The following is a 22618-nucleotide window of genomic DNA, read 5'->3' as shown; positions in this document are numbered from 1 at the left end:
AACAAGTTCGATTGAGTTGAATGAACTGTCTTGTTTATGAGTATGTACTGATTATTAGATGTGATGCAACACATAAATCACGGTCGAACAGGCCACCGGAAATTTCGAAGGGAGGATCCCCTCAATGTCGCTCAAGCCCCAGGCACTGCTGGTCATGAATAGCGGAACCTTTGCTGACCAGTTCGATTCCACGCGACTGGAGCGGCTTGCCGGGCTCGTCGATCTTGGTGACCAACCGTGGACGGATTCCTTGGACGCACCTGAACTGGCGGACCGCCTGGAAGAGGTGGAAATCCTCCTCACCAGCTGGGGGGTTCCCCAGCTGAACGCAGAGCGTTTGGAGCGCATGCCAAAACTTCGGGCAGTGTTCCACTGCGCAGGAACAGTCCGCAGCTTCGTCAGCGAAGCACTGTGGGACCGCGGCATCACCGTCACCAACGGCGCCGACGCCAACGCCATCCCGGTTGCGGAGTTCACGTTCGCCTCGATCGTCCTGGCAGGCAAGAAAGCACACGTGCTGGCCAACGACGCCCGTACGCACCGGGACGACTGGAGCTACATCAGCGATCGCGGCGAGCTGGGCAATATTGGCCGCGTCATCGGCGTCATCGGCTTCTCCCGAATCGGCCGCCGGGTGGTCCATCTGGTCCAGCAACTCCAGGACGTCACCTGCCTGGTGAGCGATCCCCATGCTGATCCTCTGGAGGTTGCGGCGGCCGGCGGTACGTTGGTCCCGCTTGAAGAGCTCTTGCCGGTATCGGACGTGGTCACCGTCCACGCACCCGCACTCCCAGAGACCCGACACATGATCAGCACGGCGGAACTCCAGGCCATGAAGGACCACGCAACGCTCATCAACACGGCGCGCGGTTCACTCATTGACACGGCAGCACTCGAGAAAGAGTGTGCCACTGGCAGGATCACGGCGCTGTTGGACGTCACGGAACCCGAGCCGTTGCCCGCCGAATCCACCCTGTACGACCTCCCCAACGTGATCATCACCCCGCACATCGCAGGTTCGCTCGGGACTGAGACCCGGCGGATGTCCGATGCCGCACTGGATGACCTTGAACGGTATCTCGCCGGCAAGGATCTCCTTGCCCAAGTAGTCCACGCGGACCTCGGCCTCAGCGCCTAGGCCCAAATACACCCGCCGCACCTGCGGCAAACTTGTAACCCAGTACTAAAGGAGAACGCAATGAAGCGCACAACCCTCGCCGCAATCGCCCTTGCGGTGACTGCAGGGCTTGGACTCACCGGTTGCGCAGGCGCCGCCGGTCCCGCGGAGCAGCCGGCAGCAAACGGCAAGACCAAGCTGACCGTTTCGGTCTGGAACTACGAGGGCACCCCGGAGTTCAAGGCCCTCTTTGACGGCTACGAAGCTGCCAACCCGAACATCGACATTGAGCCCGTGGACATCCTGGCCGATGACTACCCCCAGAAAGTCACCACCATGCTTGCCGGTGGCGACACCACTGACGTCCTCACCATGAAGAACGTGATCGACTACTCCCGTTATGCCAACAACGGCCAGCTGCAGGAGATCAACAGCGTTGTGGACAAGGTGGGCAAGGACAACCTGGCTGGCCTGGACGCTTTCGACATGGACGGCAAGTACTTCGCCGCCCCGTACCGCCAGGACTTCTGGCTCCTGTACTACAACAAGGACCTGTTCAAGGCTGCCGGGATCGAAGAGCCCAAGGACCTGACCTGGGAAAAGTACACGGAGATCGCCAAGAAGCTCACCACAGAGGCCGGGGGCAAGAAGGTCTACGGCACCTACCACCACATTTGGCGCTCCGTGGTCCAGGCCATCGCTGCAGCCCAGAACGGTGCTGACCAGAACAGCGGCGACTACGGCTTCATGGAGGATCAGTACAACACCGCCTTGGACCTGCAGAAGTCCGGCACCACCCTGGACTTCGGCACCGCCAAGAGCCAGAAGACCAGCTACCGCACCATGTTCGAGTCCGGCCAGGCTGCCATGATGCCCATGGGCACCTGGTACACCGCGGGCATCCTGCAGGCCAAGAAGGACGGGAAAACCAACGTCAACTGGGGCTTGGCTCCGATGCCGCAGAAGAACGACGACGGCAAGGTCACCACGTTCGGTTCGCCCACAGCCTTCGCTGTGAACAAGAACGCCAGCCACTCCGATGAGGCCAAGAAGTTCATCGAGTGGGCTGCCGGAGAAGAAGGCGCCAAAGCCATCTCCAAGATCGGTGTTGTCCCCGCGCTGCAGAACGACGCCATCACGGACGAGTACTTCAAGCTGGACGGCATGCCCACGGACGAGCTCTCCAAGAAGGCGTTCTCGCCGGATGAGACCGCCCTGGAAATGCCCGTCAGCGACAAGTCCGCCGCCACCGACAAGATCCTCAACCAGGAGCACGACCTCATCATGGTCGGCGAGCGCTCCGTCACCGACGGCATCGCCGAGATGGGCAAGCGCGTCACCAGCGAAGTCCTGGGCAAGTAAGTCCAGACCAGCCACTGGCTCCGGTGCTGCGTCCCTGGACGCGGCACCGGGCCGGACCTGAATTCTCCGGATCCTGAAATGGAGGAACGCCCCCACCCAGGGAGCGGTCATCATGACTACAGAAACAATCACCCAGGCGCCTGCCCCCGTGCACAGCCGCGGCAACAGGAAGCAGGCCAGGCGTAACACGCTGATCGGCTGGACGTTCATCCTTCCGAACTTCCTTGGCTTCCTGGCCTTCACCCTCATTCCCGTCGTGGCCGCTTTCGCGCTCTCCTTCATGGAATGGACCTCATTCAGCGCTCCCAAGTGGGTTGGCCTGGCCAACTTCGAGCGCATGTTCGCATCCGACTCCTTCTGGATCGCGTTGCGGAACACCCTTGTCTACGCCCTCGGCCACGTCCCGCTCACGATGGCCTTGGCCCTCATCCTGGCGATGCTGCTGAACCGCAAGCTCAAGGGCATCGGCTTCTTCCGGGTCGCCATCTTCTTCCCGTACATCACCTCCCTGGTGGCCGTCGCAGTGGTCTGGAACATGCTGTTCAGCCCGGACAGCGGCCCCATCAACCAGTTCCTCGGCGCCATCGGCATCGCCAACCCGCCGGGCTGGACCTCCAGCTCCGATTGGGCCATGCCCGCCGTCATCATCACCAGCGTGTGGCGGGACATGGGCTACTACATGGTCCTGTATTTGGCCGGCCTGCAGGCCATCCCCACAGAGCTGTACGAGGCAGCTGAAGTGGACGGCGCCAGCGCCTGGCAGCGCTTCTGGAACGTCACCATCCCGTCGCTGCGTCCCACCACGTTCTTCGTCGTGGTCATGCTAACGGTCTCCAGCTTCAAGGTGTTCGACCTGATCGTGGTCATGACCAACGGTGGCCCGGGCCGCTCCACCACTGTGCTGTCCCAGCTGATCTACCAGGAGGGCATCGGCGAAGGTAAGTTCGGCTACTCCTCGGCCATTTCGCTGGTCCTGTTCATCATCGTACTGACGGTCACCGTCCTGCAGTTCAAGATCCAACAGCGGAGGGAACGCTGATGACCAACATGGCCGAAGACCTCAAGGCGTCCCTTGTGAAGGACGCAGCTCCGTCCCCGTCAGGGGCACCCTCTGCGGAAGACCGCCGTCGTACTGACCGTCAGCGTTCCCCGCGCGAGCAGAAGAAGCGGACCGCGAACATCGTGATCTACGGTGTCCTGGTGGTCCTGGTGGTGGCGCTCATGGTGCCGTTCATCTGGATGCTTTCGTCCTCGCTGAAGGAGAACAACCAGGTCCTCACGGTCCCCATCCAGTGGATTCCGCAGGAGTTCGTGTGGAGCAACTACACGGACATCTGGACCCGTATCCCCATGATGGGCTACCTGCAGAACTCGCTGTACCTTGCTGTGATCATCACGTGCCTTCAGGTACTCACGGGTTCGCTGGCTGCCTATGGATTCTCCAAGGTCCGCTTCCCGGGCCGCGACGTGCTGTTCCTCGCCTACATCGGCACCATCGCCGTTCCGTGGCAGGCCTACATGGTGCCGCAGTACATCATGATGCAGAACCTTGGCCTGACCAACAGCTTCAACGCGTTGATTCTCCTGCAGGCATTCGGTGCTTTCGGTGTGTTCCTGATGCGCCAGTACTACATGACCATCCCGGACGAACTCTGCGAAGCAGCCCGCATCGACGGCCTCAGCGAGTACGGCATCTGGGCCCGCGTAATCCTGCCCCTGTCCAAGCCGGCCCTCGCCAGCCTTGCCCTGCTGACGTTCGTGAACACGTGGAACGACTACATGGGTCCGTTCATCTACCTCACGTCCAACCGACTCTGGACCGTCCAGCTGGGCCTTCGGTCCTTCGTCGGCCAGTTCGACGCTGAATACGCCATGATCATGACGGGCTCTGTGATTTCCGTGATCCCGATCCTCATCATCTTCCTCATCGGCCAACGCTACTTCATCCAAGGCATCGCGACCAGCGGGATGAAAGGATGAGTGCCGTGGCTGGGCAGAAGCGACGGCGGTGGGCCGGACCGGGATTCGAAACCTTCGGGAGCATCTTCGGGTTCATCTACACCTTCCTGGCCGGCAACGCACTGCTCGCCGTGGCCAACGCGCCGCTGGTCCTCAGCCTCTCGCTCGTGGCAGACCCCGCCGCCGCATGGCCCTTCTTCCTGGCACTCTCGGTCACCCTTGCGCCATCCCTCGCCGGCATCTTCGCTGCCTTCAAGGCATTGAACGACGACGGCGGCGCGGTCAAGCCGGTTGCCGCCTTCCTTCAGGGATACAAACGCAGTTTCGCGAAAGCCGCGGTGCTGGGTGTGGGCGCTGTGGCCCTGTTGATGTTCCTCGGCGTGGACCTTGCCCTGGTCCACAACCTGGGCGGGGACGTCCAGGGCATTGCCCTTCTGGTGCCGCTGATCGTCGTAGCAGCCGCCGTGACGGTGAGCCTCGCTGTCACGGCGATTGCCGGCGTCGTACTTCTGCCCGAGGCGAGGCTGAAAAGCATCCTCAAGGCGTCGCTGTATCTGGTGGTGCAGCGCTGGTACCTCAGCCTGGCGATGCTGATCCTGCTGGGGATCATCGTCTCCGCTGCCGTGCTGCAGCCGGTCCTGGGCATCGCGCTGGCTCCCGCGCCGCTGCTGTTCGTGATCTGGAGCAACGCTTCGTACGCATTCCACGCCGTGCTGCGCCCGGCGTAGACCCCTGTTAGGACCCTCCTTGGACACCTTCGCGATCGGCGATCAGGACTTCCTCCTGAACAACGAGCCTTTCCGTATCCTCTCCGGAGCCATCCACTACTTCCGCGTGCACCCCGACCTGTGGGCGGACCGGATCCATAAGGCCCGGTTGATGGGTTTGAACACCATCGAAACCTACGTGCCGTGGAACGAGCACTCGCCTGTTCCTGGCGCGTTTGTTACCGATGACGGCTTGGACCTCGGGCGATTCCTGGACCTTGTGGCCGAATCCGGGATGCACGCGATTGTCCGGCCCGGGCCCTACATTTGCGCGGAATGGGACAACGGTGGGCTGCCGGCGTGGCTGTTCACCGATCCCACTGTTGGCGTGCGCAGCAGCGAAACAGGCTATCTCGCCGCCGGCTCCTCCTATATGGAGTCGGTTCTGGACGTGGTGGTGCCCCGGCAGATTTCGCGGGGCGGACCCGTGATCATGTTCCAGATCGAGAACGAGTACGGCGCCTACGGGAACGACAAGGCCTACCTGCAGCATCTGGTGGACCTGTCCAAGCGCTTGGGTGTGGACGTTCCGCTGTTCACGTGCGACCAGCCGTTCGGGGCCATGATCGAGGACGGCTCGCTGCCGGATCTGCACAAGACGGGGACGTTTGGGTCCCGTGCTGATGAACGGCTCGCGTTCCTGCGCGAACGGCAGCCCACGGGGCCGCTGATGTGCGCGGAGTTCTGGAACGGCTGGTTCGACAACTGGGGAACGCACCACCACACCACCGACGCCGCTGCTTCCGCCGCCGAACTCGACGCCCTTCTGACAGCCGGGGCTTCTGTGAACATTTACATGTTCCACGGCGGCACCAACTTCGGCTTCACCAACGGCGCCAACGACAAAGGCATCTACGAGCCCACCATCACCTCGTACGACTACGACGCACCACTGTCCGAGGACGGGCATCCGACGGCCAAGTACTTCGCCTTCCGGGACGTCATTGCCAAGCATTTCCCGGTTCCGGCCGAGGTCCCGCCTGGGCGGATGCCGGTTCCGACGTCCTCGCTCGCGGTCTCTCACTCTGTGTCCTTGCTGGATGTTCCGGTTGCCACGCATCTGGTTTCCGGCTCCGTCCCTCCTGTTGAATTGACCGGTCACTACCGTGGCTTCTACCTGTACGAGGCCTCGCTGCCCGGTGGCGGAGTCCTGTCCTTTTCCGAAGTCCGGGATAGGGCTCAGTTTTTCCTGGACGGCGTGCCCGTGGGGGTGCTGAGCCGGGAACTGGGCGAGCGTTCTGTCGTCATCCCCGCGGGTGGCCGCCTGCAGGTTCTCCTTGAGGACCAAGGCAGGGTGAATTACGGGCAGAGAATCGGCGAAGCCAAGGGTTTGATCGGACCGGCGCTGCTGAACGGCGTGGAGGTTGTGGACTGGGAAGTGGGTGCTGTGGACCTGGACTCTCTGGAGGCATTCCGGTCCGCTGCCGTGCCTCTACCACCCGGCGATGCTGCGGCAGGCGTGGCTGGCCCATCCGTTTCCTTTGCGACCTTCGAGGCCGACGGCCCCGGTGACCGTTTCCTGCGCTTGGACGGTTGGACCAAGGGAGTTGTCTTCATGAATGGCTTCAATCTCGGCCGCCACTGGAGCCGCGGTCCGCAGCGCACCCTGTACGTACCTGGTCCGTTGATCCGCGAAGGCACCAACGAGTTCGCCATCCTGGAACTCCACGGAAGCGCGACACGCGAGGTACGTTTCGCCGTCGGGCCTGACCTGGGCTCCGACGAAAAGTAGCCCTCTCTCACATCCCACCCCCTTTCCCCGATCGCTCACTCACATCCCACCCCCTTTCCCCGATCGCTCTCTCACTTGCTTGAAAGAAGTGAGAGACCGTTCCGGTTTTAGGGCCGTTAGGTGAGAGAGCGTCAGGGCGAAAGGGGTGGGATGTGAGAGAGCGTCAGGTGCGCAAAAGGGACCGGTTGATCAACCGGTCCCTTTTGAAGGTCTTGCAAAGCCGCTAGGCCGCGGGCGTCATTAGCCGCGGCAGAGCTCGCCGTATTTGGTGCCGGCTTCCTGGTAGGCCTGACCAAGTTCGGCCAGTTTGGCCTCGTCCGGGTTCTCCTTGGACTGCTCATCCATGAACTCCAGGATCGCGGTCACCACAGGCTTCATCTCCGTGGAAGCCACCGGCTCCAGGGGCCGGATTGCGTTGGCAACGCGGGTCGTGGCGGTCTTGCTCTGGTTGCTCGGGATGCCGGCTGCGGCGACGCCAACCCGGTCACAGGTTTCTGCTGTGGTCAGCTGCTGCTGGGCGGAGCAGGCGGATGCCGAGGCGATAAGCCCGGCAGCGATCAGGACAGTGGTGAGTTTCTTCATGATTCCCTCAGTGGTCGACGTCCCTTTGATTGTAATCAGTGCCAGGCCCCGGTCACGCATTAGGTCGGGCTTGCCGGCCGCGAAGCCGCTAGAGCGCCGGCGTCCGGGGCGGAACCGTCCGGCGCGAGCCCGTGGCTTCGAAGGCAGCAGCCAGCGTCAGCAGTGCCGTGTCGTCGTAGGCTCGCCCTGCGAACGTGAGGCCTACGGGCATGCCAATGTCTGCCATGGTTCCCATCGGCACCGTGACGGTGGGGATGCCTAGGTGGCGTGGGACGAGGTTGCCGTTGGCCACCCACACGCCGTTGCGCCAGCCGAGGTCAGCGGAGGCTGGGTTGACGTCCATGTCGGCAGGTCCGACGTCGGCCGCTGCCGGGAACAGGACCGCGTCCAGTCCGAGCCCGTCCATCCAGTCCTCCAAGTCAACGCGCCGGGTCTCTTCCAGTCCGCGCACTCCGCCTTCCAGCTCAGGGATCTCGGTGAATTGGGATACGCCGAATTCGCGGACATGCCGGGGATATTCGGAGATGTGGTCGTCGAATCCGGTGTAGCGGTCCGCGAGGGCGCCCTTCGGGTGGGGGAAGATCTGTGCGCCATCCACATCGGCAAGCCTGTTGAGGGCGGGATCGCCGTTGGCGCGCAGGAAGTCGTCCCATGCCCAGGCCGAGAGGTCCTCGATTTCACGCTTGAGGTACTCGGAGCTGACCAGGCCGCGGGTGGCGATGGTGGGTGTGCCCGGCCGGTCGCCTTCATAGTTGGAGACCACGGGGAAGTCCACCAGCAGAACCTCAGCCCCGGCAGCTTCAAGGTCGCGCTTCGCGGCTTCCCACAGTTCCATCACGGAAGCACGCGTCTCGATACGCTGCCCGGTGGGGCCACCGATGCCCGGCTGCTCGCTGGTCCCGGCGTCCGGATCGGCGTTGATGTACATGCGCGGCACTCCGAAGCGCTTGCCCCGCAATGCCAGCCGCCCGCCGTCGGCGTCTTCCACGGCAAGCGCCAGGTATGACTCCGGCCGGACCTCGGACGACTTCGGGATCTGAACCCAGTGCTGCGCACGCCAGAAGTCACCGCGGGACTCGGCGTCGTCGGCCACGATCACGTCCAGGAGTTCCAGCATGTCGGCCATGGTTCGAGTGTGCGGAACCACGACGTCCATGGTGGGGACCAGTGGCCAGTTGCCGCGCACGGAGATGACGCCGCGCGAGGGCGTGTACGCGCACAGAGCATTGTTCGACGCCGGTGCGCGGCCACTTGACCAGGTCTCCTCGCCGAGGCCGAAGGCCCCGAAACTGGCAGCCGTCGCGGTGCCGGAACCGTTGGAGGAACCGGAACCGAATGCGGCCGTCAGGAAGTCTGCGTTGTAGGGGCTTTCGGCGCGGCCGTAGACACCACGCTGCATGCCGCCATTCGCCATCGGTGGCATGTTGGTCAGGCCGATCAGCACGGCCCCGGCATCGCGGAGCCGTTCGATGGTGAATGCGTCACGCTGCGCCACCAGATGCTCAAAGGCGGGCGAACCTGCCGCGGCAGTGAGCCCCTTGGCCAGGTAGCTGTCCTTGGCTGTGTAGGGGATGCCGTCCAGCGGTCCGAGCGCCGTCCCCTGCGCCCGGCGTTCGTCCGAGGCCCGGGCATCGGCCAACGCATCGGGATTCATGACCACCAATGCGTTGAGCTTGGTGCCGTTTCGGTCATAGGCCTCGATGCGGTCAAGGTACGCCTGGGTCAGTTCCTCGCTGGTCACCTTCCCTGTTTCCAGCGCCTGGCGCAATTGCAGGATAGAGGCCTCAACGACGTCGAATGGAGCCATTACGCTGCGCCTCCAGCGACCTGTGTTCCGCTGAGACGCGGCTGCTGCTGGGTGATGCAGTGGATACCGCCGCCGCGGGCCAGGATGGGCCGGGCATCCACAGTGACCACACGGCGGCCAGGGTAGGCCTCCGCCAGGATTTCTGTGGCAAGGGAGTCAGCCCGTTCTTCGCCGTAGCCGCAGGCGATTACGCCTCCGTTGACCACCAGGTGGTTGACGTAGCTCCAGTCCACATAGCCGTCGTCGTCGCGCAGCGTTTCCGGCGCCGGCAGCGGCACAATCTCGAACGGTTTGCCCGCCGCGTCTGTCTGCGTTTCCAGGAATTTCTGGAGACTGCGGCTGACCTCGTGGTCCGGGTGCTCCGGGTTGGTCTGGGAATGCAGCAGGATACGGCCGGGAGTGGGCAAGGTGGCCACCATGTCGATGTGGCCCCGCGTGCCCAGGTCCTCGTAGTCACGGGTCAGTCCGCGGGGAACCCAAATGACCTTGGTGGCTCCGATGGTGCGGGCCAGTTCGGCTTCAACCGCTGCCTTGTCGGCGTAGGGGTTCCGGCCCGGATCCAGCTGCACGGTTTCGGTGATCAGCACGGTGCCTTCGCCGTCTACATGGATGGCGCCGCCCTCGTTGACCAGCAGTGAGCTGACCAGTTCGGCGCCGGAGTTCGCAGCGACGAAGCGGGCCATTCCGGCGCTCTTCTGCCATTCGGACCACGCCGGCGCACCCCATCCGTTGAAGATCCAGTCCACGGCGCCAAGCACGCCGGGACGTTCGTCGTCGATGACAAAGGTAGGTCCGACGTCGCGCATCCAGAACTCGTCCAACGGCGCCTCAACCTGTTCGATTCCGCTGCCCAGCATGCGGGCGGCGCGCTGGCGCTCGCTCGGGTCCACGACCATGGTGACTGGTTCGAATTCGGCCACTGCATGGGCGACGGCGGTCCAGGCCTGGTACGCCTCTTCGGCCGAGGCGGCGTCGTGGCCAAGCGTCAGGCCGGTGCGGGGAAACGCCATCCAGGTGCGCTCATGCGGTGCGGTTTCGGCCGGCATTCTCCAAGCCATGGGTGACTCCTTCGTCTTCAGTGCAATCCTCTTGTTGATCACACGATCAACAATGCTGAAAAGGTAATCTAGACTGGTCCTTGATGTCAAGCACTCCACAGAAGCGCGCCGTCCGGAAGTCCCCGGCAGAACGCGCCGCAGAAATCACCGAAGCCGCCCGCGAGCTCGCACTCGAGGCCGGGCTCACGGCACTGACGCTGCGCAATGTTGCCGCCCGCGTGGGTGTCGCTTCAGGCCTGGTTGCGCACTATCAGCCCAATATGGATGCACTCGTCTCCAGCACATTCGCAACCATCGTGGCCGCGGAAACCCAGGAAGTCGCAGGCCTGCTGAGCCAGCGCCCAGGACCGTCGGAACGGCTCGGCCTGCTGGTGGACACCCTCCTGGACAACAGCCGGCTGGACGTCACGGCAATCTGGGTGGAGGCCTGGACGCTGGGGCGGCGCAATGAGATGCTGGCCGCTTCCGTCCGCGAGCAAATGGACGCCTGGCAGAAGGTCTTTCAGGGAGTCGTGGAGGACGGCAACGCGACTGGAGATTTCAACGTTTCCGATGCCGCTGCCGTCGCCTGGCAGATCCTCGGCATGGTGGACGGCCTCAACGCGCAGGCCCTGGTCCGCTGGGACGGCGTCAACGATCGCGGCACCCACCTTGCCCGCGCAGTGGAGGGCATGGTGGGCGCGGTCCCCGGATCCCTCATGGCCACCCCGAGCGCCTAGGCCCAACCCGGGGCTGAACGAACCCTGAGACTGCGCCCACGCGCGCAGTCTCAGCGCGCCCTGCCCTAGGCTGGAGACCATGGCGATCATTCACAAGGCAACCCTGTCCCCGTCCAAGCTCGAACTCATCGCTGACTACCTGCCGAACCAGCCCTGGTTTATCCAGGAAGGCGCGCCGGAGATCATCGGCGCCTACCGTTTCGATGATCCTGCCGGTGAGGTGGGAATCGAGACGCACGTCGTCGCCGCGGGCGACCGGATCTACCAGGTCCCCTTGAGCTACCGCGGCTACGAGCTGGCCGGCGCCGAGGAATGGCTCATCGGCACCATGGATCATTCGGTCCTGGGCAAGCGCTATGTGTATGACGCGTGCGCCGATCCCGTCTACGTCAGGGCCCTCGCGACCACCATTCTGACCGGCCGGAAAGAGGCCGAACTCATTGTCGACGGCGAACTGGGACCGCGACCCAGCACGGTGACGGTGCAGGGCAGCGGAAAGCTCGACGGCGGCGTCCCCACCTTGAGTGCCTCGGCGCCGGTATCGGGCAGCGGCGTGACGATCATTGATGCCGGTGAGCTGAAGTTGAAGGTGGCACGGGTCCTTGATACCGCTGCGGACGCTTCTGCCAGCACCGCTGCGGCTCCCGAGCTCCATGGCGAGCTGACGCTGAACGGACAGTGGGCCGGTTTGGAGAACCCGGTGGAACTCGCGGCCGTGGTCCGCGACTAAGCCTTTCGACGCCGGGGTACCTGTTGGTCATTGGGGCTCCGGCGTAGGCTGGCAAACAGGCCAGCTACTGAGATAGGGGTGCACCATGTACAAACCGCAGAACATCATTCCAGCAGCACAGGACCTTGCCAGGGAATGGGTGAAGCACGCAACAGACGGCACATCCGCACAGACGGATGCCGTGGTGCGGTGGGCGCTTGCCCGGATCAACCATGCCGATGTGCCATCAGTGGTCCACGGTGTCATTCTCACATTGACCGGAAATAAGAAAGCCGCCAAGGAAGCCCAGCGAACGGCCGCCAAAGCTGTGACAAGGACAACGCAGGCCTTGAAACGGAACAGCCGTCAGCGCGCTCCGCGCCTGTCCGGATGGGTGATCGGCCTGCTCATCGGGGCTGTTGCCGGCGCGGGCGCTGTCCTGGCATGGCGCATGATGGTACCCCCGGGCGAACCTGAGCCCGTGAAAGAGACGCAGGGTCAGCCTCCCGTACCACCGGTTCCCTAGGCAACGCCCTTACCAGCTACAGCCAGCAGCACTGGCGAGCGGCCCCGCTAAGGTGCGGGGTCGCCGTCGTGCCTCCCAACCCGCCTCCGAAACGAGGTTCCGGCCAGCAGCCAATAGGCTCCCGCGCTGGCCAAAAGAAATCCTAAGACGCCCAGAACCACTATCTGGGTCATGATCCCGGCGATCATCATCACGAAGCCGCAAAGAACGGCCAGGCTGCCGACCAGAGTGCGGGCTGCCGCTCCGCGGGGGCGGCCCGACGTCAACTCGGAGGCGAGATCGGGATCGGTCGAAGCCAGTTCCCGCTCCAGCTCTTCCAAGCTCCTGCGTTCTTCATCCGACAACGACACCGACATCATCCTCACGATGCTCAGGCCATCAGCACGTGCGCTGCTTGCCGTGCCATGCCTTCATTATCTGCCCGTTTTGGTGCACGTGCCACAGATGCCAAGGGGCAGGTTCTTGCTGGGGTTCCATCAGCCGCGGGTTCCTACAAGTCACGAATTTGCATACGCTGGGGCTGCGGGCCCCTTGCGCCACGAGCACAAACACAGACCGCCGACCGGAAAGTTGAATTCCCATGGCACACAAAACTGCAAAGAATATGGCGCTTCCGAAGTCCACCCCCGCTGGCCGCGGACCCCGGCGTACGCTCTGGCTCATCGCCGCCGGCCTGGTTGCAGGCGTTGCGGGCGGAGTTTTCGCTTTCCGCATGTTGGTGCCGCAAGCCCCGATGCCGGAACCTGCACAGCCCAGCGAGCCCGAAGAGATCATGGTCCGGGAGGAACCCGTCGAGATCTCGACCCGGATGCGCCCGGGCGAATGGACAGAAGAGTCACTGCAGGCGCATATCGAGGACTACCGTCAGCAGATCAGGGCCATGGGCGCGGCTGAGTCGCAGATCGTCACCAATGTGGAACGCACCGAGAACGGGGCTGTACGGGTTGTGGTCAGCTGGGACCGGCAGCGCTAGCAAGGCGCATACTGAAGGCATGAATGGGACCGAAGATTTCCTCGGATGGGTCAGGTCCACCCTGTATCAGGCGGAATTCGCCCTCCACAACGGCGATGCCTCGCTACGCCGGGCAATCTGGTCGCGAAAAGAGCCCGTCAGCGTGCTCGGCGCGTTTCGGAACGCGCACGGCCAGCAGGAATTGGATGAGCTCTTTGCGGCGCTGGCGGAGAGTTTCTCGCACTGCCTCTCCTACAGCTTCGAGCTTCAGGCGTACGACGTGATAGGCGACATGGCCTACACGGCCGGGTTGGAGCACACCTCGGCGTCCATCAATGGGGAACCGCGTCAGTACGTGCTCCGCGCCACCCAGGTCTACCGCCGCGAGGGCGGGGAATGGAAAGTGGCCCACCGGCATGCCGACACGGTGACGGGCTAGAGACTTTCGCCCTGCCGCGGCCTCCACACCACAACGGCCTGGGACCGCGCCCGGGGACGCTGGCCACGCGCCAGCGAAACCACGTCGCCAGCAGTGCCCGCCGCGAAGATGCGGGTGTCCACTGGGGCGCGGCGGCGGGTCAGTTCCTCCGTCAGTTCGGCTACCCGGTATTGAAGGGCGGCCACCTGGTTTTCCAGGTCGAGGATACGCTTGATGCCTTCAAGTGAGACGCCGGACTGCGAGAGGCGCTGGACCTCCCGCAGTTTGTTGACGTCATTCTGCGAATAACGGCGGGACTTGCCGGGTGCACGGCTGGGCGAGACGATGCCCAGGCGGTCGTACTGGCGCAACGTCTGCGGATGCATGTCGGCAAGCTCCGCGGCAACGGAGATGACGAAGATCGGCTGGTTGACGTCGATGCCCATCACCGCCTCCTTACAACCGGGCCTTAGCGGCCAGGTCGTGGCGCGGGTTCGCGTCAGTGGTGGCAGCGGCGAACGCCTTCACGGCCTCTTCCGCTTCCTTGTTCAGATTCTGCGGAACTGCGACGTCGATAGTCACCAACAGGTCGCCGGTCCCCTTGGACGTCTTCACACCGCGGCCCTTGACCCGGAGGGTACGGCCTGCGGGTGTTCCCGGCGGCACGCGCAACTTCACCGTGTCGCCGTCGAGGGTGGGAACCTCGATAGTGGCACCCAGCGCGGCCTCCGCGAACGTGACGGGCACGTGGATGCGGATGTTGTCGCCGTCTCGATGGAAGAAGTCGTGCGGCTTCACGTTCACAGTGATGATGAGGTCGCCGTTACCGGCGGGACCAACGTTGCCCTTGCCCCGCTGGCGGACCTTCTGGCCGTCCTTGATTCCGGCAGGAATTTTCACGTCGATGACGTTGCCATTACTCTCACGCAGGCTCACTGTGGTGCCCTTGATTGAGCCGGCGAACGAGATGGACGTGGTGGCCGTGCGATCCGAGCCCTTTTGAGGCGCACGCTGGAAACCGGTCTGCCCGGCACCACCGAATCCGCCACCAAACAGGTCGGCGAACTCCGGAGGGATGCCGCCGCCCTGGGGCTGGCGGGCACCCGGGCCGCCGCCAAACAGACCACCGAACAGGTCCTCGAACCCGCCGTTGGCGCCCGCAGGCCCGCCGCGTCCAGCGCCAGCACCCGGAGCGAACCGGGCACCGCCCATGGCACGGATGGCATCATACTGCTGCCGGTCCTCAGGACTCGACAACACCGAGTAAGCCTCGGAAATGTCCTTGAACTTCTTCTCCGCGGCAGCATCCCCGGCATTGGTATCCGGGTGGTACTGCCGGGCTAGCTTGCGGTAAGCCTTCTTAATATCCGCGTCGGACGCGTCCTTGGCGATACCAAGGATCGCGTAAAAATCCTTTTCAACCCAGTCCTGGCTGGCCAAGAGCGTTTCCTTTCAAATCAATAAACAAGCACCTGCGTCCACCCACCTTAGGCGAGTCAACTGCCGGAGCGGAGCGAGACAAGGGGCCCGGGAGAGGCTTCGAAGGATCTGGCCGAGGGCCCCGACACGAGCTTGCGAGTGTTGGGAAGGCCAATATCCGCTGCCGGAGCGTGGCGGCTAAGTCCGTAGGACGAAGCCGCCACGCGTAGGGGCGGGGCCCCTTGTCTCGCTTCGCGGTGGGACTAAGCGGGAACCGCGACGATCACCTGGGCTGCACGCAGGACACGCTCTCCTGAGCGGTATCCGGAGCGCAGGACCTGGCTGACCGTATCCACCTGGATGTCCTCGCCGGGCTGCTGGATAAGTGCTTCGTGGATGGTGGGGTCGAATTCGACTCCAGTGTCCGCGATGCGTTCCAGACCGTAGGTCTTCAGCGCGTTCTCCAGCTTGGTGGCGATGGCGGCGAAGGGGCCGTCTTCGAGGTCACCGTGCTGGCGTGCGGCGTCCACGTCGTCCAGCACCGGGAGCAGGGAGTTGAGGACGCCAATGACGGCCATCTCTCCTGCTACGGCGCGGTCGCGTTCGACGCGCTTGCGGTAGTTGACGTACTCAGCCTGAAGGCGAAGGAGGTCGTTGCGGAGCTCCGCTGCCTGGGCTTCTGCCGCGGCACCGGAGGCTACCGACTCTTCAGCCGGCACCTCTACCCCGTTGAGGATTTCCTCAGCCTGGGAGAGGGCGTCACCGTCCGTGGGAGCGGCATTGCCTTCGGTGGGAGCCGCAGCTTCGCTGTCAGGGTGACGGGCTTCGCCGGTCTTCGGGTCAACCTTGCGGTTGTCCCGAATAACTGGCTTGCGTGGCTCGTTGCCCTCAGAGTGCTCTGCTTCGTTGCCGTGATGAGGCATGGCTACTTCTTCGCTTCGTCTTCGTCGATGATCTCGGCGTCGACGATGTCCTCGTCAGCTGCAGCCTGCTCGCCGGCAGGTGCACCTTCTGCACCGGCGCCCGGAGCATCAGCTGCGGAGGCCTGCGAGTAGATTGCTTCGCCGAGCTTGGTCTGGGATGCCTGGAGCTTCTCGAACGCGGTCTTGACGGCGGCGTCGTCGGTGCCTTCCAGCGCGGACTTGAGGGCGTCGACGTCGGCCTTGACCTCGGTCTTGACCTCTTCCGGCAACTTGTCGTCGTTGTCGGCGATCAGCTTGTCCACGGAGTAGGCGAGCTGCTCTGCGGAGTTACGGGTATCCGTAGCTTCGCGGCGGGCCTTGTCTTCCGCGGCGTGCTCTTCGGCTTCACGGACCATGCGGTCGATGTCGTCCTTGGAGAGTGCCGTACCACCGGTGATGGTCATGGACTGTTCCTTGCCGGTGCCCTTGTCCTTGGCGGACACGTGGACGATGCCGTTGGCGTCGATGTCGAAGGTGACCTCGACCTGCGGTACGCCACGCGGTGCCGGAGCGATACCGGTCAGTTCAAACGTGCCCAGCGGCTTGTTGTCGCGGGTGAATTCACGCTCGCCCTGGAAGACCTGGATGGCTACGGACGGCTGGTTGTCGTCAGCGGTGGTGAAGGTCTCGGAACGCTTGGTGGGGATGGCGGTGTTGCGCTCGATGAGGTGCGTCATGACACCACCCTTGGTTTCGATACCGAGGGACAGCGGGGTGACGTCGATGAGGAGGACGTCCTTGCGCTCGCCCTTCAGGACGCCGGCCTGCAGTGCGGCACCTACAGCCACAACTTCGTCCGGGTTGACGCCCTTGTTGGGCTCCTTGCCGCCAGCAAGTTCCTTCACGAGCTCGGAGACAGCAGGCATACGGGTGGAGCCACCGACGAGGACGATGTGGTCGATGTCGGAAACCTTGATGCCGGCTTCGGCGATGACGTCGTGGAACGGCTTCTTGGTGCGGTCCAGCAGGTCCTTGGTGAGGTCCTGGAACTTGGCACGGGTCAGCTGCTCGTCCAGGTGGACCGGGCCGTCAGGGGTGACGGACAGGTACTGGAGGGAGATGTTGGTGCTGGTGGAGGAGGACAGTTCCTTCTTGGCCTGCTCTGCAGCTTCGCGGAGACGCTGGAGGGCGATCTTGTCCTTGGAGAGGTCGATGCCCTTGACCTTGAGCTGGCTCAGGAGCCACTCGACGACGCGGTTGTCCCAGTCGTCGCCACCGAGGCGGTTGTCACCGGCGGTTGCGCGGACCTGGATGGTGGAGAAGTTGTCTTCGTCCTTGCCAACCTCGAGGAGGGAGACGTCGAAGGTTCCGCCACCGAGGTCGAAGACCAGGATGAGTTCGTCCTCCTTGCCCTTGTCCAAGCCGTAGGCCAGTGCAGCCGCGGTGGGCTCGTTGACAATGCGGAGGACGTTGAGGCCTGCGATTTCGCCGGCTTCCTTGGTGGACTGGCGCTCGGCGTCGTTGAAGTAGGCCGGAACGGTGATCACAGCGTCGGTGACCTTTTCGCCCAAGTAGCTCTCGGCGTCGTTCTTGAGCTTCATGAGGATACGCGCGGAGATTTCCTGCGGCGTGTACTTCTTGTCATCGATGGCTACGTTCCAGTCGGTGCCCATGTGGCGCTTGACGGAAGCGATGGTGCGGTCGATGTTGTTGACGGCCTGGCGCTTGGCGATTTCGCCGACCAGGACTTCACCGGACTTGGAGAATGCAACGACCGACGGCGTGGTGCGGCCGCCTTCTGCGTTGGCGATAACGGTGGGCTCGCCACCTTCGAGAACAGAAACCACGGAGTTGGTTGTTCCGAGGTCGATACCTACTGCACGTGACATATCTTGTTTCCTTTCAATGGCCGATGTTGGAGATTGCGTCCGGCATCGGTCCGCTGGGCGGTTGAGGTGCCGGGAGCCTGCTCAACAATCGGCTAGTTGAGCGTTCTGCACTCAACTGTACTCAGCCTCAGTTAGATGTCAATCCAAAGTTGAGTCGAGTGCACTCAACTTTACTTTCAGGCTGAGGAAATTTCCCGGAATCCCGCGCCAGAAGGGCTGTTTTCGCCCTCGGTGAACTGGCAAAATGGCGCGATGGAGTTCTCGGGATACGTGCCGCCGGACGGGCTCTGGGCCATGAACGACCGGCTGGATCAACAGGTGCGGAACGTCGAAGGCGCAGTGGTTCACGGAAGTGCGCTTCCGACGCGCAACCAGATCGGCGTCACTCACTCGGAGTGGTGACACCCATATCCGAGCGTCCTGGGCGAATTTGGGCGTCACCAGGGGTTTGGGCGGCCTCAGCGCCGAGCGGCTCCGGTTTGTACACCCAGGCCACCAGCACCACCGAGATGATCATCAGCAGGAACCACGCCAGGAGCTTGTCGATCGAGACCGCCTGCCACCCATTCAGTTGGTTCGGATACAGCCACGCCCGCGACCACGTTCCGATGTTCTCCGCGAACCAGATGAACAGCGCCACCAGCAGGAAGGACACCAGGATCGGCATGCGGAAACGACGCCGGAACACCCGGAAGTGCATGACGCACCGCCCGTAGACAAGAACGACGGCGGCCAGCAGCACCCAGCGCAGGTCAACTATGAAGTGGTGCGAGAAGAAGTTCACGTAGATCGCCCCTGCCACAAGAGCCGTGATCCACCGGCGGGGATACCTGTCAAAGCGGAGATCGAACAACCGGAAGACGCGCACCATATAGGAACCCACGGCCGCGTACATGAAGCCGCTGAACAACGGGACCGCACCGATCCGGAGGAGGCCCTCGGCCTCGTAAGCCCAGGAGCCAACGTCGGTTTTGAACAATTCCATTACCGTCCCCACCACATGGAACAGCAGGATTACCCGCAGCTCCCGCAACGTCTCCAGCCTGAATGAGATCATCAGGACCTGGATGAGGACGGCGGCAAGGGTGAGGAAGTCGTTCCGGGCGAGCGCCGCGTTGTCCGGGTACCAAAGGCGGACAGCGATGATCACCGCGAGCAGCGCTGCACCGAAGACGCACGCCCAGGCCTGCTTCAGCCCGAACACCACAAACTCGGTGAGCCCGGCCTGCAGGCGACTGCCCCGCCTGCCGTCCAGATACCGGTGCGCGAGGTTGTCGATGGACTGTTCAACCGGGGTGGAGTTACGCATTGCCGCCCTTCGGATCGGCGGCGAGTTGCCCAAGGTAGTAGTCTCGCGGCCAATGCCGGATCCGCTGGGGCAGCCGCGGGTAGAAACGGCCAAGCATCCGCATGGTTTGCTCGAAACGCCGCGCGCGATCAGGGCTCCAGTCGAATCCGAAGCCGGCACGCAAATGATCAGGCAGCAAGCCGGCCGTGAGGAACCGGGCCAAGGGCATCGCCAGGCGCAGGAGTCGCGGACCTCCAGCGGGATAGAGGAGGTCCTGTGCGACTTTGATCGCCGTGTCATCCGGTTGAAGTCCCCGCACATGGGAGTCCCAGTATTCTGCGAAGGCCTCCCGATCGGCCGGCCACTTATCAGCCGGAAGCTGCAGGGCCGTCCCGATCCGCGCGTACTCGCGGTAGATACGGTCGGCATCCCCGCCGTCGAGCGGTCCATGTACCTGCTCATAAACGGTGACGGCAGTGTCGTAAAGGGTGGCGACCACCCAGAGTTGGGACTCTGCGTCGAAGGCGCTGTACCCGCCGGAGGTGGCATCGGGTCCGCGCCGGACCGGGGCGTGGGCACGATTGACGGCGCGGCGGACGGCCTTCAGCTGGTCCTCCGAGCCGTACACCACCGCGTACACGTACGTCATGGTGGCGCGGAGCCGGTCCATGGGGCGCTCGGCGAAATTGCTGTGCTCTGCCACGCCGTGGCCTACCTTGGGGTCGGCGATCTGCAGGAGGATTGCGCGGCCCGCTCCGGCGAGGAGGACGCCCTCCGCACCAATGTCAGCCAGTCCACGAACCATCTGAATACTTTACCGTTCGCACCTTAGAGCCCCACGACGCCCTGGAGAACGCTCAGTTGATGCTCGAAAAGCTCATCGCGGGCGGCGAAAGTATCGGCGCCATACTGCCCAAAAACCTCAAAACTAACGGCACCGAACACCGACGTCCAGGCCAGCACACCCCGCGCCAATGAAGGGTCCGGAGCCGCGAGGTTCATCTCTTCGCGGATGGCCGCCAGGTCTTTGGCAAGGGCCGGAGGAACCACGACGGCGGGACTCACGTCTGCGCGCATGGCTCCGGCGCGGAATGCTGCGTCAAATATGCCCACGAGGCGGACGATGACGCGCGTTCCAGGGACGGTGGTGCGCTCGCCCGGCGCCTGGTAGCCGGGGACGGGACTACCGAACAGCAGTGCGTAGCTTGCTGGCTCGCGGAGCGCCCACGATCGGACGGCAGTGCCAAGCGCCCGGAATTGCCCGGCGAAGTCGTTGCCGGGAACGGCCTCCACGGCTGCGTCCACATGGTCGCCCAGCTCGTTGTACGCGTCGATGAGCAGGAGGGTGAGGAGCTCGTCGCGGCTCTCCACGTAGCGATACACGGCCGAGGACACGACGCCAAGGTCCCTGGCTACCGCGCGAAGGGACAGGGCTGCCGCGCCGTGGAGGGCCAGATGCTGACGGCCCAGCCGGATGATGTCGGCGATGGTTTGTGCGCGTGCCCGTTCCCTGGGAGTAGGCGGCTTGGCCTTGGTTGCAGCTGGAGTCATGCCCATAGCTTGCCACAAAGGAGAGCGGTGTCAACAAACAAGAGCAGTGCTCTTGACTTCGCGCCAAAGGACAGTCATTCTGGATTCAGAGAGCACTGCTCTTGCTTTGCACCCCACCTACACAAAGAAAGAGGACCATCATGTACGTCGTCACAGGAGCAGGACCCGTGGGCTACACCATCGCCGAACAACTCGCAGGGCTGGGGCACCCGGTACGCGTACTGACGCGCTCCGGCAGCGGCCCGGACCACCCACTGGTGGAGAAGATGCGCGTAGATGCATCCGATCCTGAACAGCTCAAGGAAGCCGTCGCGGGATCAGCGGCCATCTTCCACTGCATCCACGGATCGGAGTACAGCGCTGCAGCTTGGGCCGCGGAACTCCCCCGGGCCGAACAAGCGGTGATGGACGCAGCGGCAGCCGCGGGCGCCGTCGTCGTATTTCCCGAAAGCCTGTACTCGTACAGTGAGCCCGAACGCATCATGACCGAATCGAGCCCCCGCGAAGCTGCGGGCGGAAAGCGTGGCATCCGGACGGCACTGTTGAAGGCGCGGCGGGCGCATGCGGCCAACACCGTGAGCGTAGTGGCCGGCGACTTCTTTGGACCGCGCGTGAAGATGGCACATGCCGGCGAGCGCATGGTCACGCCAATCCTGGCGGGCAAACGGCTGCAGTTCATTGGCAGCGCCAGCCAGCCGCATTCCTTCACCTATGTGCCGGATCTCGCTGCGGCCATGATCGCCGCCGCAGGGAAGCCCGAACTCTGGAACAGCGTGCTGCATGCACCCACCGGCGCGGCCGTGACCCAGCGGGACATCGCAGTAGCACATGCCCAAGCGGCTGGTCTGACGGAACCAAAGGTGAGCGCTGTTCCCGGCTGGGTGCTGCGGGCCGCCGGACTGGTCTCAACCGATATGCGCGAATTGGCTGAGTTGCTGTACCAGTTTGAGCGCCCATTCGTGATGGATTCCTCCGAAAGCCAGCGGGTACTGGACCTGGACCCAACTCCCCTGCCGGAGGCCGCTGCCGCGACCATGGCGTGGTGGCGCGGGGCGGACCAGCGCAGTTCTTAACGAGTTCTTAAAACCCGCGGCGGAGAATCCAAGAAACGAGTCGTCCTGTCGAGGGGTTCCATGTTTCCGCATTCCGCGCCGCATCCCGTGCGCTTCAACCCCCTGCCCGCACCCAAGCACTGGCTGATCATCGGGCTGGTACTTGCGGCCGCCGTTGTCTTGGCGGGGTGGGCGATTCAGGTGGTCCCTGGCCTGACCTTGGCTGAACTGGCGGTGGACGATGACTTCAGCCGCCATCACACACCCGGGCTGACCGGGCTGGCCCTGGTGTTGAACGCGCTTTTCGGTCCGGTGGCGGGAACGCTGATCGTGATCGCTGTCAGTTTGTATCTGGCACTGATCCGACGTTCTCCGCAGAATGCAGCGCTCTTTTCCCTTACGGTGGCGTGTGGATGGCTGACGTGCCAATTGTTCAAGGTGGTTACCGGCCGGATCAGGCCGGATCCTGCCTTGCTGTTCGATCCCCTGGTGCCGGAGCCCGTGTCCAACAGCTTCCCCAGCGGCCACACGTCCTTGGCGGTCGCACTCACGCTGGCGACGTTCCTGCTGGTTCGTGAAACACGGTGGGCGAACCCGGTCCTCTGGGCAGGGACGGTCATGGCCGTGGTGGTCGCTTGGTCCCGGGTGTACATCGGCGCCCATTATCCGTTGGACGTTGTTGCCTCGTTCCCGGCAACGATCGCGGCGGTCCTGATCATGGCCGGAACCTGGAACCGCTGTGCACCAGCTGTCAGGGCCACGATTCATTCCCGGGCCACGTCCGCACGCTCTCCCAAATGAAAGAGACT

At 63.7% G+C, this 22618-nt stretch carries 25 protein-coding genes; 14 read left to right on the top strand and 11 right to left on the bottom strand.

Features of this window, described 5'->3' with window-relative positions:
• Positions 1 to 124: 124 nt before the first annotated feature.
• The 6 genes from J2Y68_RS12720 (at position 125) to J2Y68_RS12695 (ending at position 6937) form a co-directional block, all read left to right on the top strand.
• Positions 125 to 1138, top strand: a complete 1014-nt coding sequence (locus J2Y68_RS12720) for a hydroxyacid dehydrogenase (RefSeq protein ID WP_309993935.1) — start codon at positions 125 to 127, stop codon at positions 1136 to 1138.
• 60 nt (positions 1139 to 1198) lie between these two features.
• On the top strand, positions 1199 to 2479 hold the full coding sequence (locus tag J2Y68_RS12715) for an ABC transporter substrate-binding protein (protein WP_309993934.1): 1281 nt from the start codon (positions 1199 to 1201) through the stop codon (positions 2477 to 2479).
• Positions 2480 to 2591: 112 nt separating this feature from the next.
• Complete coding sequence (locus J2Y68_RS12710) at positions 2592 to 3518, top strand: carbohydrate ABC transporter permease (protein WP_089596338.1); 927 nt, start codon at positions 2592 to 2594, stop codon at positions 3516 to 3518.
• Positions 3518 to 4459, top strand: a complete 942-nt coding sequence (locus J2Y68_RS12705; protein WP_309993931.1) for a carbohydrate ABC transporter permease — start codon at positions 3518 to 3520, stop codon at positions 4457 to 4459. Before J2Y68_RS12710 ends, J2Y68_RS12705 begins: the two co-directional genes overlap by 1 nt.
• The gene (locus tag J2Y68_RS12700) at positions 4456 to 5166 is read left to right on the top strand and encodes a DUF624 domain-containing protein (protein WP_374111526.1); all 711 of its coding nucleotides are present in this window, start codon (positions 4456 to 4458) and stop codon (positions 5164 to 5166) included. The genes J2Y68_RS12705 and J2Y68_RS12700 overlap by 4 nt, the downstream gene beginning before the upstream one ends.
• A gap of 19 nt (positions 5167 to 5185) precedes the next feature.
• Complete coding sequence (locus tag J2Y68_RS12695) at positions 5186 to 6937, top strand: glycoside hydrolase family 35 protein (RefSeq protein WP_309993929.1); 1752 nt, start codon at positions 5186 to 5188, stop codon at positions 6935 to 6937.
• 240 nt (positions 6938 to 7177) lie between these two features.
• Here the strand turns inward: J2Y68_RS12695 and J2Y68_RS12690 are convergent, their stop codons facing one another.
• The 3 genes from J2Y68_RS12690 to J2Y68_RS12680 form a co-directional block, all read right to left on the bottom strand.
• Entirely contained in the window at positions 7178 to 7519 is a 342-nt protein-coding gene (locus J2Y68_RS12690) for a hypothetical protein (protein ID WP_309993927.1), read from the bottom strand.
• 88 nt (positions 7520 to 7607) lie between these two features.
• A complete protein-coding gene (locus J2Y68_RS12685) occupies positions 7608 to 9326 on the bottom strand; it encodes an amidase (RefSeq protein ID WP_309993925.1) in 1719 nt (572 codons plus the stop codon).
• Positions 9326 to 10384 (bottom strand): agmatine deiminase family protein, encoded by a 1059-nt coding sequence (locus J2Y68_RS12680; protein WP_309993923.1) that lies wholly within the window; start codon positions 10382 to 10384, stop codon positions 9326 to 9328. The genes J2Y68_RS12685 and J2Y68_RS12680 overlap by 1 nt, the downstream gene beginning before the upstream one ends.
• A gap of 83 nt (positions 10385 to 10467) precedes the next feature.
• Between J2Y68_RS12680 and J2Y68_RS12675 the strand changes: the two genes are divergently transcribed.
• The 3 genes from J2Y68_RS12675 to J2Y68_RS12665 all read left to right on the top strand — a co-directional run bounded on the left by J2Y68_RS12675 (position 10468) and on the right by J2Y68_RS12665 (position 12338).
• Entirely contained in the window at positions 10468 to 11103 is a 636-nt protein-coding gene (locus tag J2Y68_RS12675) for a TetR/AcrR family transcriptional regulator (protein WP_309993922.1), read from the top strand.
• Between the two features lie 79 nt (positions 11104 to 11182).
• Positions 11183 to 11833: a CG0192-related protein gene (locus J2Y68_RS12670; protein ID WP_309993920.1), complete on the top strand. Its 651-nt coding sequence runs from the start codon at positions 11183 to 11185 to the stop codon at positions 11831 to 11833.
• An 85-nt stretch (positions 11834 to 11918) separates the two neighbouring features.
• Entirely contained in the window at positions 11919 to 12338 is a 420-nt protein-coding gene (locus J2Y68_RS12665) for a hypothetical protein (RefSeq protein WP_309993918.1), read from the top strand.
• A 47-nt stretch (positions 12339 to 12385) separates the two neighbouring features.
• Here J2Y68_RS12665 and J2Y68_RS12660 read toward each other — a convergent pair whose 3' ends face one another.
• Entirely contained in the window at positions 12386 to 12694 is a 309-nt protein-coding gene (locus tag J2Y68_RS12660; RefSeq protein ID WP_309994322.1) for a DUF3040 domain-containing protein, read from the bottom strand.
• 224 nt (positions 12695 to 12918) lie between these two features.
• Between J2Y68_RS12660 and J2Y68_RS12655 the strand changes: the two genes are divergently transcribed.
• A complete protein-coding gene (locus tag J2Y68_RS12655) occupies positions 12919 to 13311 on the top strand; it encodes a hypothetical protein (protein ID WP_309993916.1) in 393 nt (130 codons plus the stop codon).
• Positions 13312 to 13330: 19 nt separating this feature from the next.
• A complete protein-coding gene (locus J2Y68_RS12650) occupies positions 13331 to 13729 on the top strand; it encodes a nuclear transport factor 2 family protein (RefSeq protein ID WP_309993914.1) in 399 nt (132 codons plus the stop codon).
• On the opposite strand, the gene J2Y68_RS12645 is transcribed toward J2Y68_RS12650, so the two are convergent.
• From J2Y68_RS12645 to dnaK, 4 genes are all read right to left on the bottom strand, one after another.
• Positions 13726 to 14154 carry a heat shock protein transcriptional repressor HspR gene (locus J2Y68_RS12645; RefSeq protein ID WP_309993913.1) on the bottom strand — a complete coding sequence of 143 codons (429 nt, stop codon included), beginning with the start codon at positions 14152 to 14154 and terminating at the stop codon, positions 13726 to 13728. The two genes, J2Y68_RS12650 and J2Y68_RS12645, sit on opposite strands and share 4 nt — an antisense overlap.
• A 10-nt stretch (positions 14155 to 14164) precedes the next feature.
• The gene (locus J2Y68_RS12640) at positions 14165 to 15148 is read right to left on the bottom strand and encodes a DnaJ C-terminal domain-containing protein (RefSeq protein WP_309993911.1); all 984 of its coding nucleotides are present in this window, start codon (positions 15146 to 15148) and stop codon (positions 14165 to 14167) included.
• Positions 15149 to 15390: 242 nt separating this feature from the next.
• The gene (locus J2Y68_RS12635) at positions 15391 to 16050 is read right to left on the bottom strand and encodes a nucleotide exchange factor GrpE (RefSeq protein WP_309993909.1); all 660 of its coding nucleotides are present in this window, start codon (positions 16048 to 16050) and stop codon (positions 15391 to 15393) included.
• Positions 16051 to 16052: 2 nt separating this feature from the next.
• On the bottom strand, positions 16053 to 17918 hold the full coding sequence (dnaK, locus tag J2Y68_RS12630; protein WP_309993907.1) for a molecular chaperone DnaK: 1866 nt from the start codon (positions 17916 to 17918) through the stop codon (positions 16053 to 16055).
• 252 nt (positions 17919 to 18170) lie between these two features.
• Here dnaK and J2Y68_RS12625 point away from each other — a divergent pair, with 252 nt between their 5' ends.
• Positions 18171 to 18320 (top strand): hypothetical protein, encoded by a 150-nt coding sequence (locus J2Y68_RS12625; RefSeq protein WP_309993905.1) that lies wholly within the window; start codon positions 18171 to 18173, stop codon positions 18318 to 18320.
• On the opposite strand, the gene J2Y68_RS12620 is transcribed toward J2Y68_RS12625, so the two are convergent.
• Genes J2Y68_RS12620 through J2Y68_RS12610 form a run of 3 tightly spaced genes read right to left on the bottom strand, consistent with a single transcriptional unit; the run spans position 18301 to position 20763 of the window.
• Positions 18301 to 19227 carry a DUF817 domain-containing protein gene (locus J2Y68_RS12620; protein WP_309993903.1) on the bottom strand — a complete coding sequence of 309 codons (927 nt, stop codon included), beginning with the start codon at positions 19225 to 19227 and terminating at the stop codon, positions 18301 to 18303. The genes J2Y68_RS12625 and J2Y68_RS12620 overlap by 20 nt on opposite strands.
• Complete coding sequence (locus tag J2Y68_RS12615; protein ID WP_309993902.1) at positions 19220 to 20011, bottom strand: oxygenase MpaB family protein; 792 nt, start codon at positions 20009 to 20011, stop codon at positions 19220 to 19222. The genes J2Y68_RS12620 and J2Y68_RS12615 overlap by 8 nt, the downstream gene beginning before the upstream one ends.
• Before the next feature lie 23 nt (positions 20012 to 20034).
• Positions 20035 to 20763 (bottom strand): TetR/AcrR family transcriptional regulator, encoded by a 729-nt coding sequence (locus J2Y68_RS12610; protein ID WP_397335015.1) that lies wholly within the window; start codon positions 20761 to 20763, stop codon positions 20035 to 20037.
• Between the two features lie 134 nt (positions 20764 to 20897).
• Between J2Y68_RS12610 and J2Y68_RS12605 the strand changes: the two genes are divergently transcribed.
• A complete protein-coding gene (locus tag J2Y68_RS12605) occupies positions 20898 to 21830 on the top strand; it encodes an NAD-dependent epimerase/dehydratase family protein (RefSeq protein ID WP_309993898.1) in 933 nt (310 codons plus the stop codon).
• Between the two features lie 60 nt (positions 21831 to 21890).
• Positions 21891 to 22610 (top strand): phosphatase PAP2 family protein, encoded by a 720-nt coding sequence (locus J2Y68_RS12600; RefSeq protein WP_309993896.1) that lies wholly within the window; start codon positions 21891 to 21893, stop codon positions 22608 to 22610.
• Positions 22611 to 22618: the final 8 nt, after the last annotated feature.

This window comes from Paenarthrobacter nitroguajacolicus (assembly GCF_031455195.1).
Lineage (GTDB): Bacteria > Actinomycetota > Actinomycetes > Actinomycetales > Micrococcaceae > Arthrobacter > Arthrobacter nitroguajacolicus_D.
The sequence above is the reverse complement of the archived record's forward strand: the minus strand, read 5'-3'. Positions and strand labels throughout refer to the sequence as shown.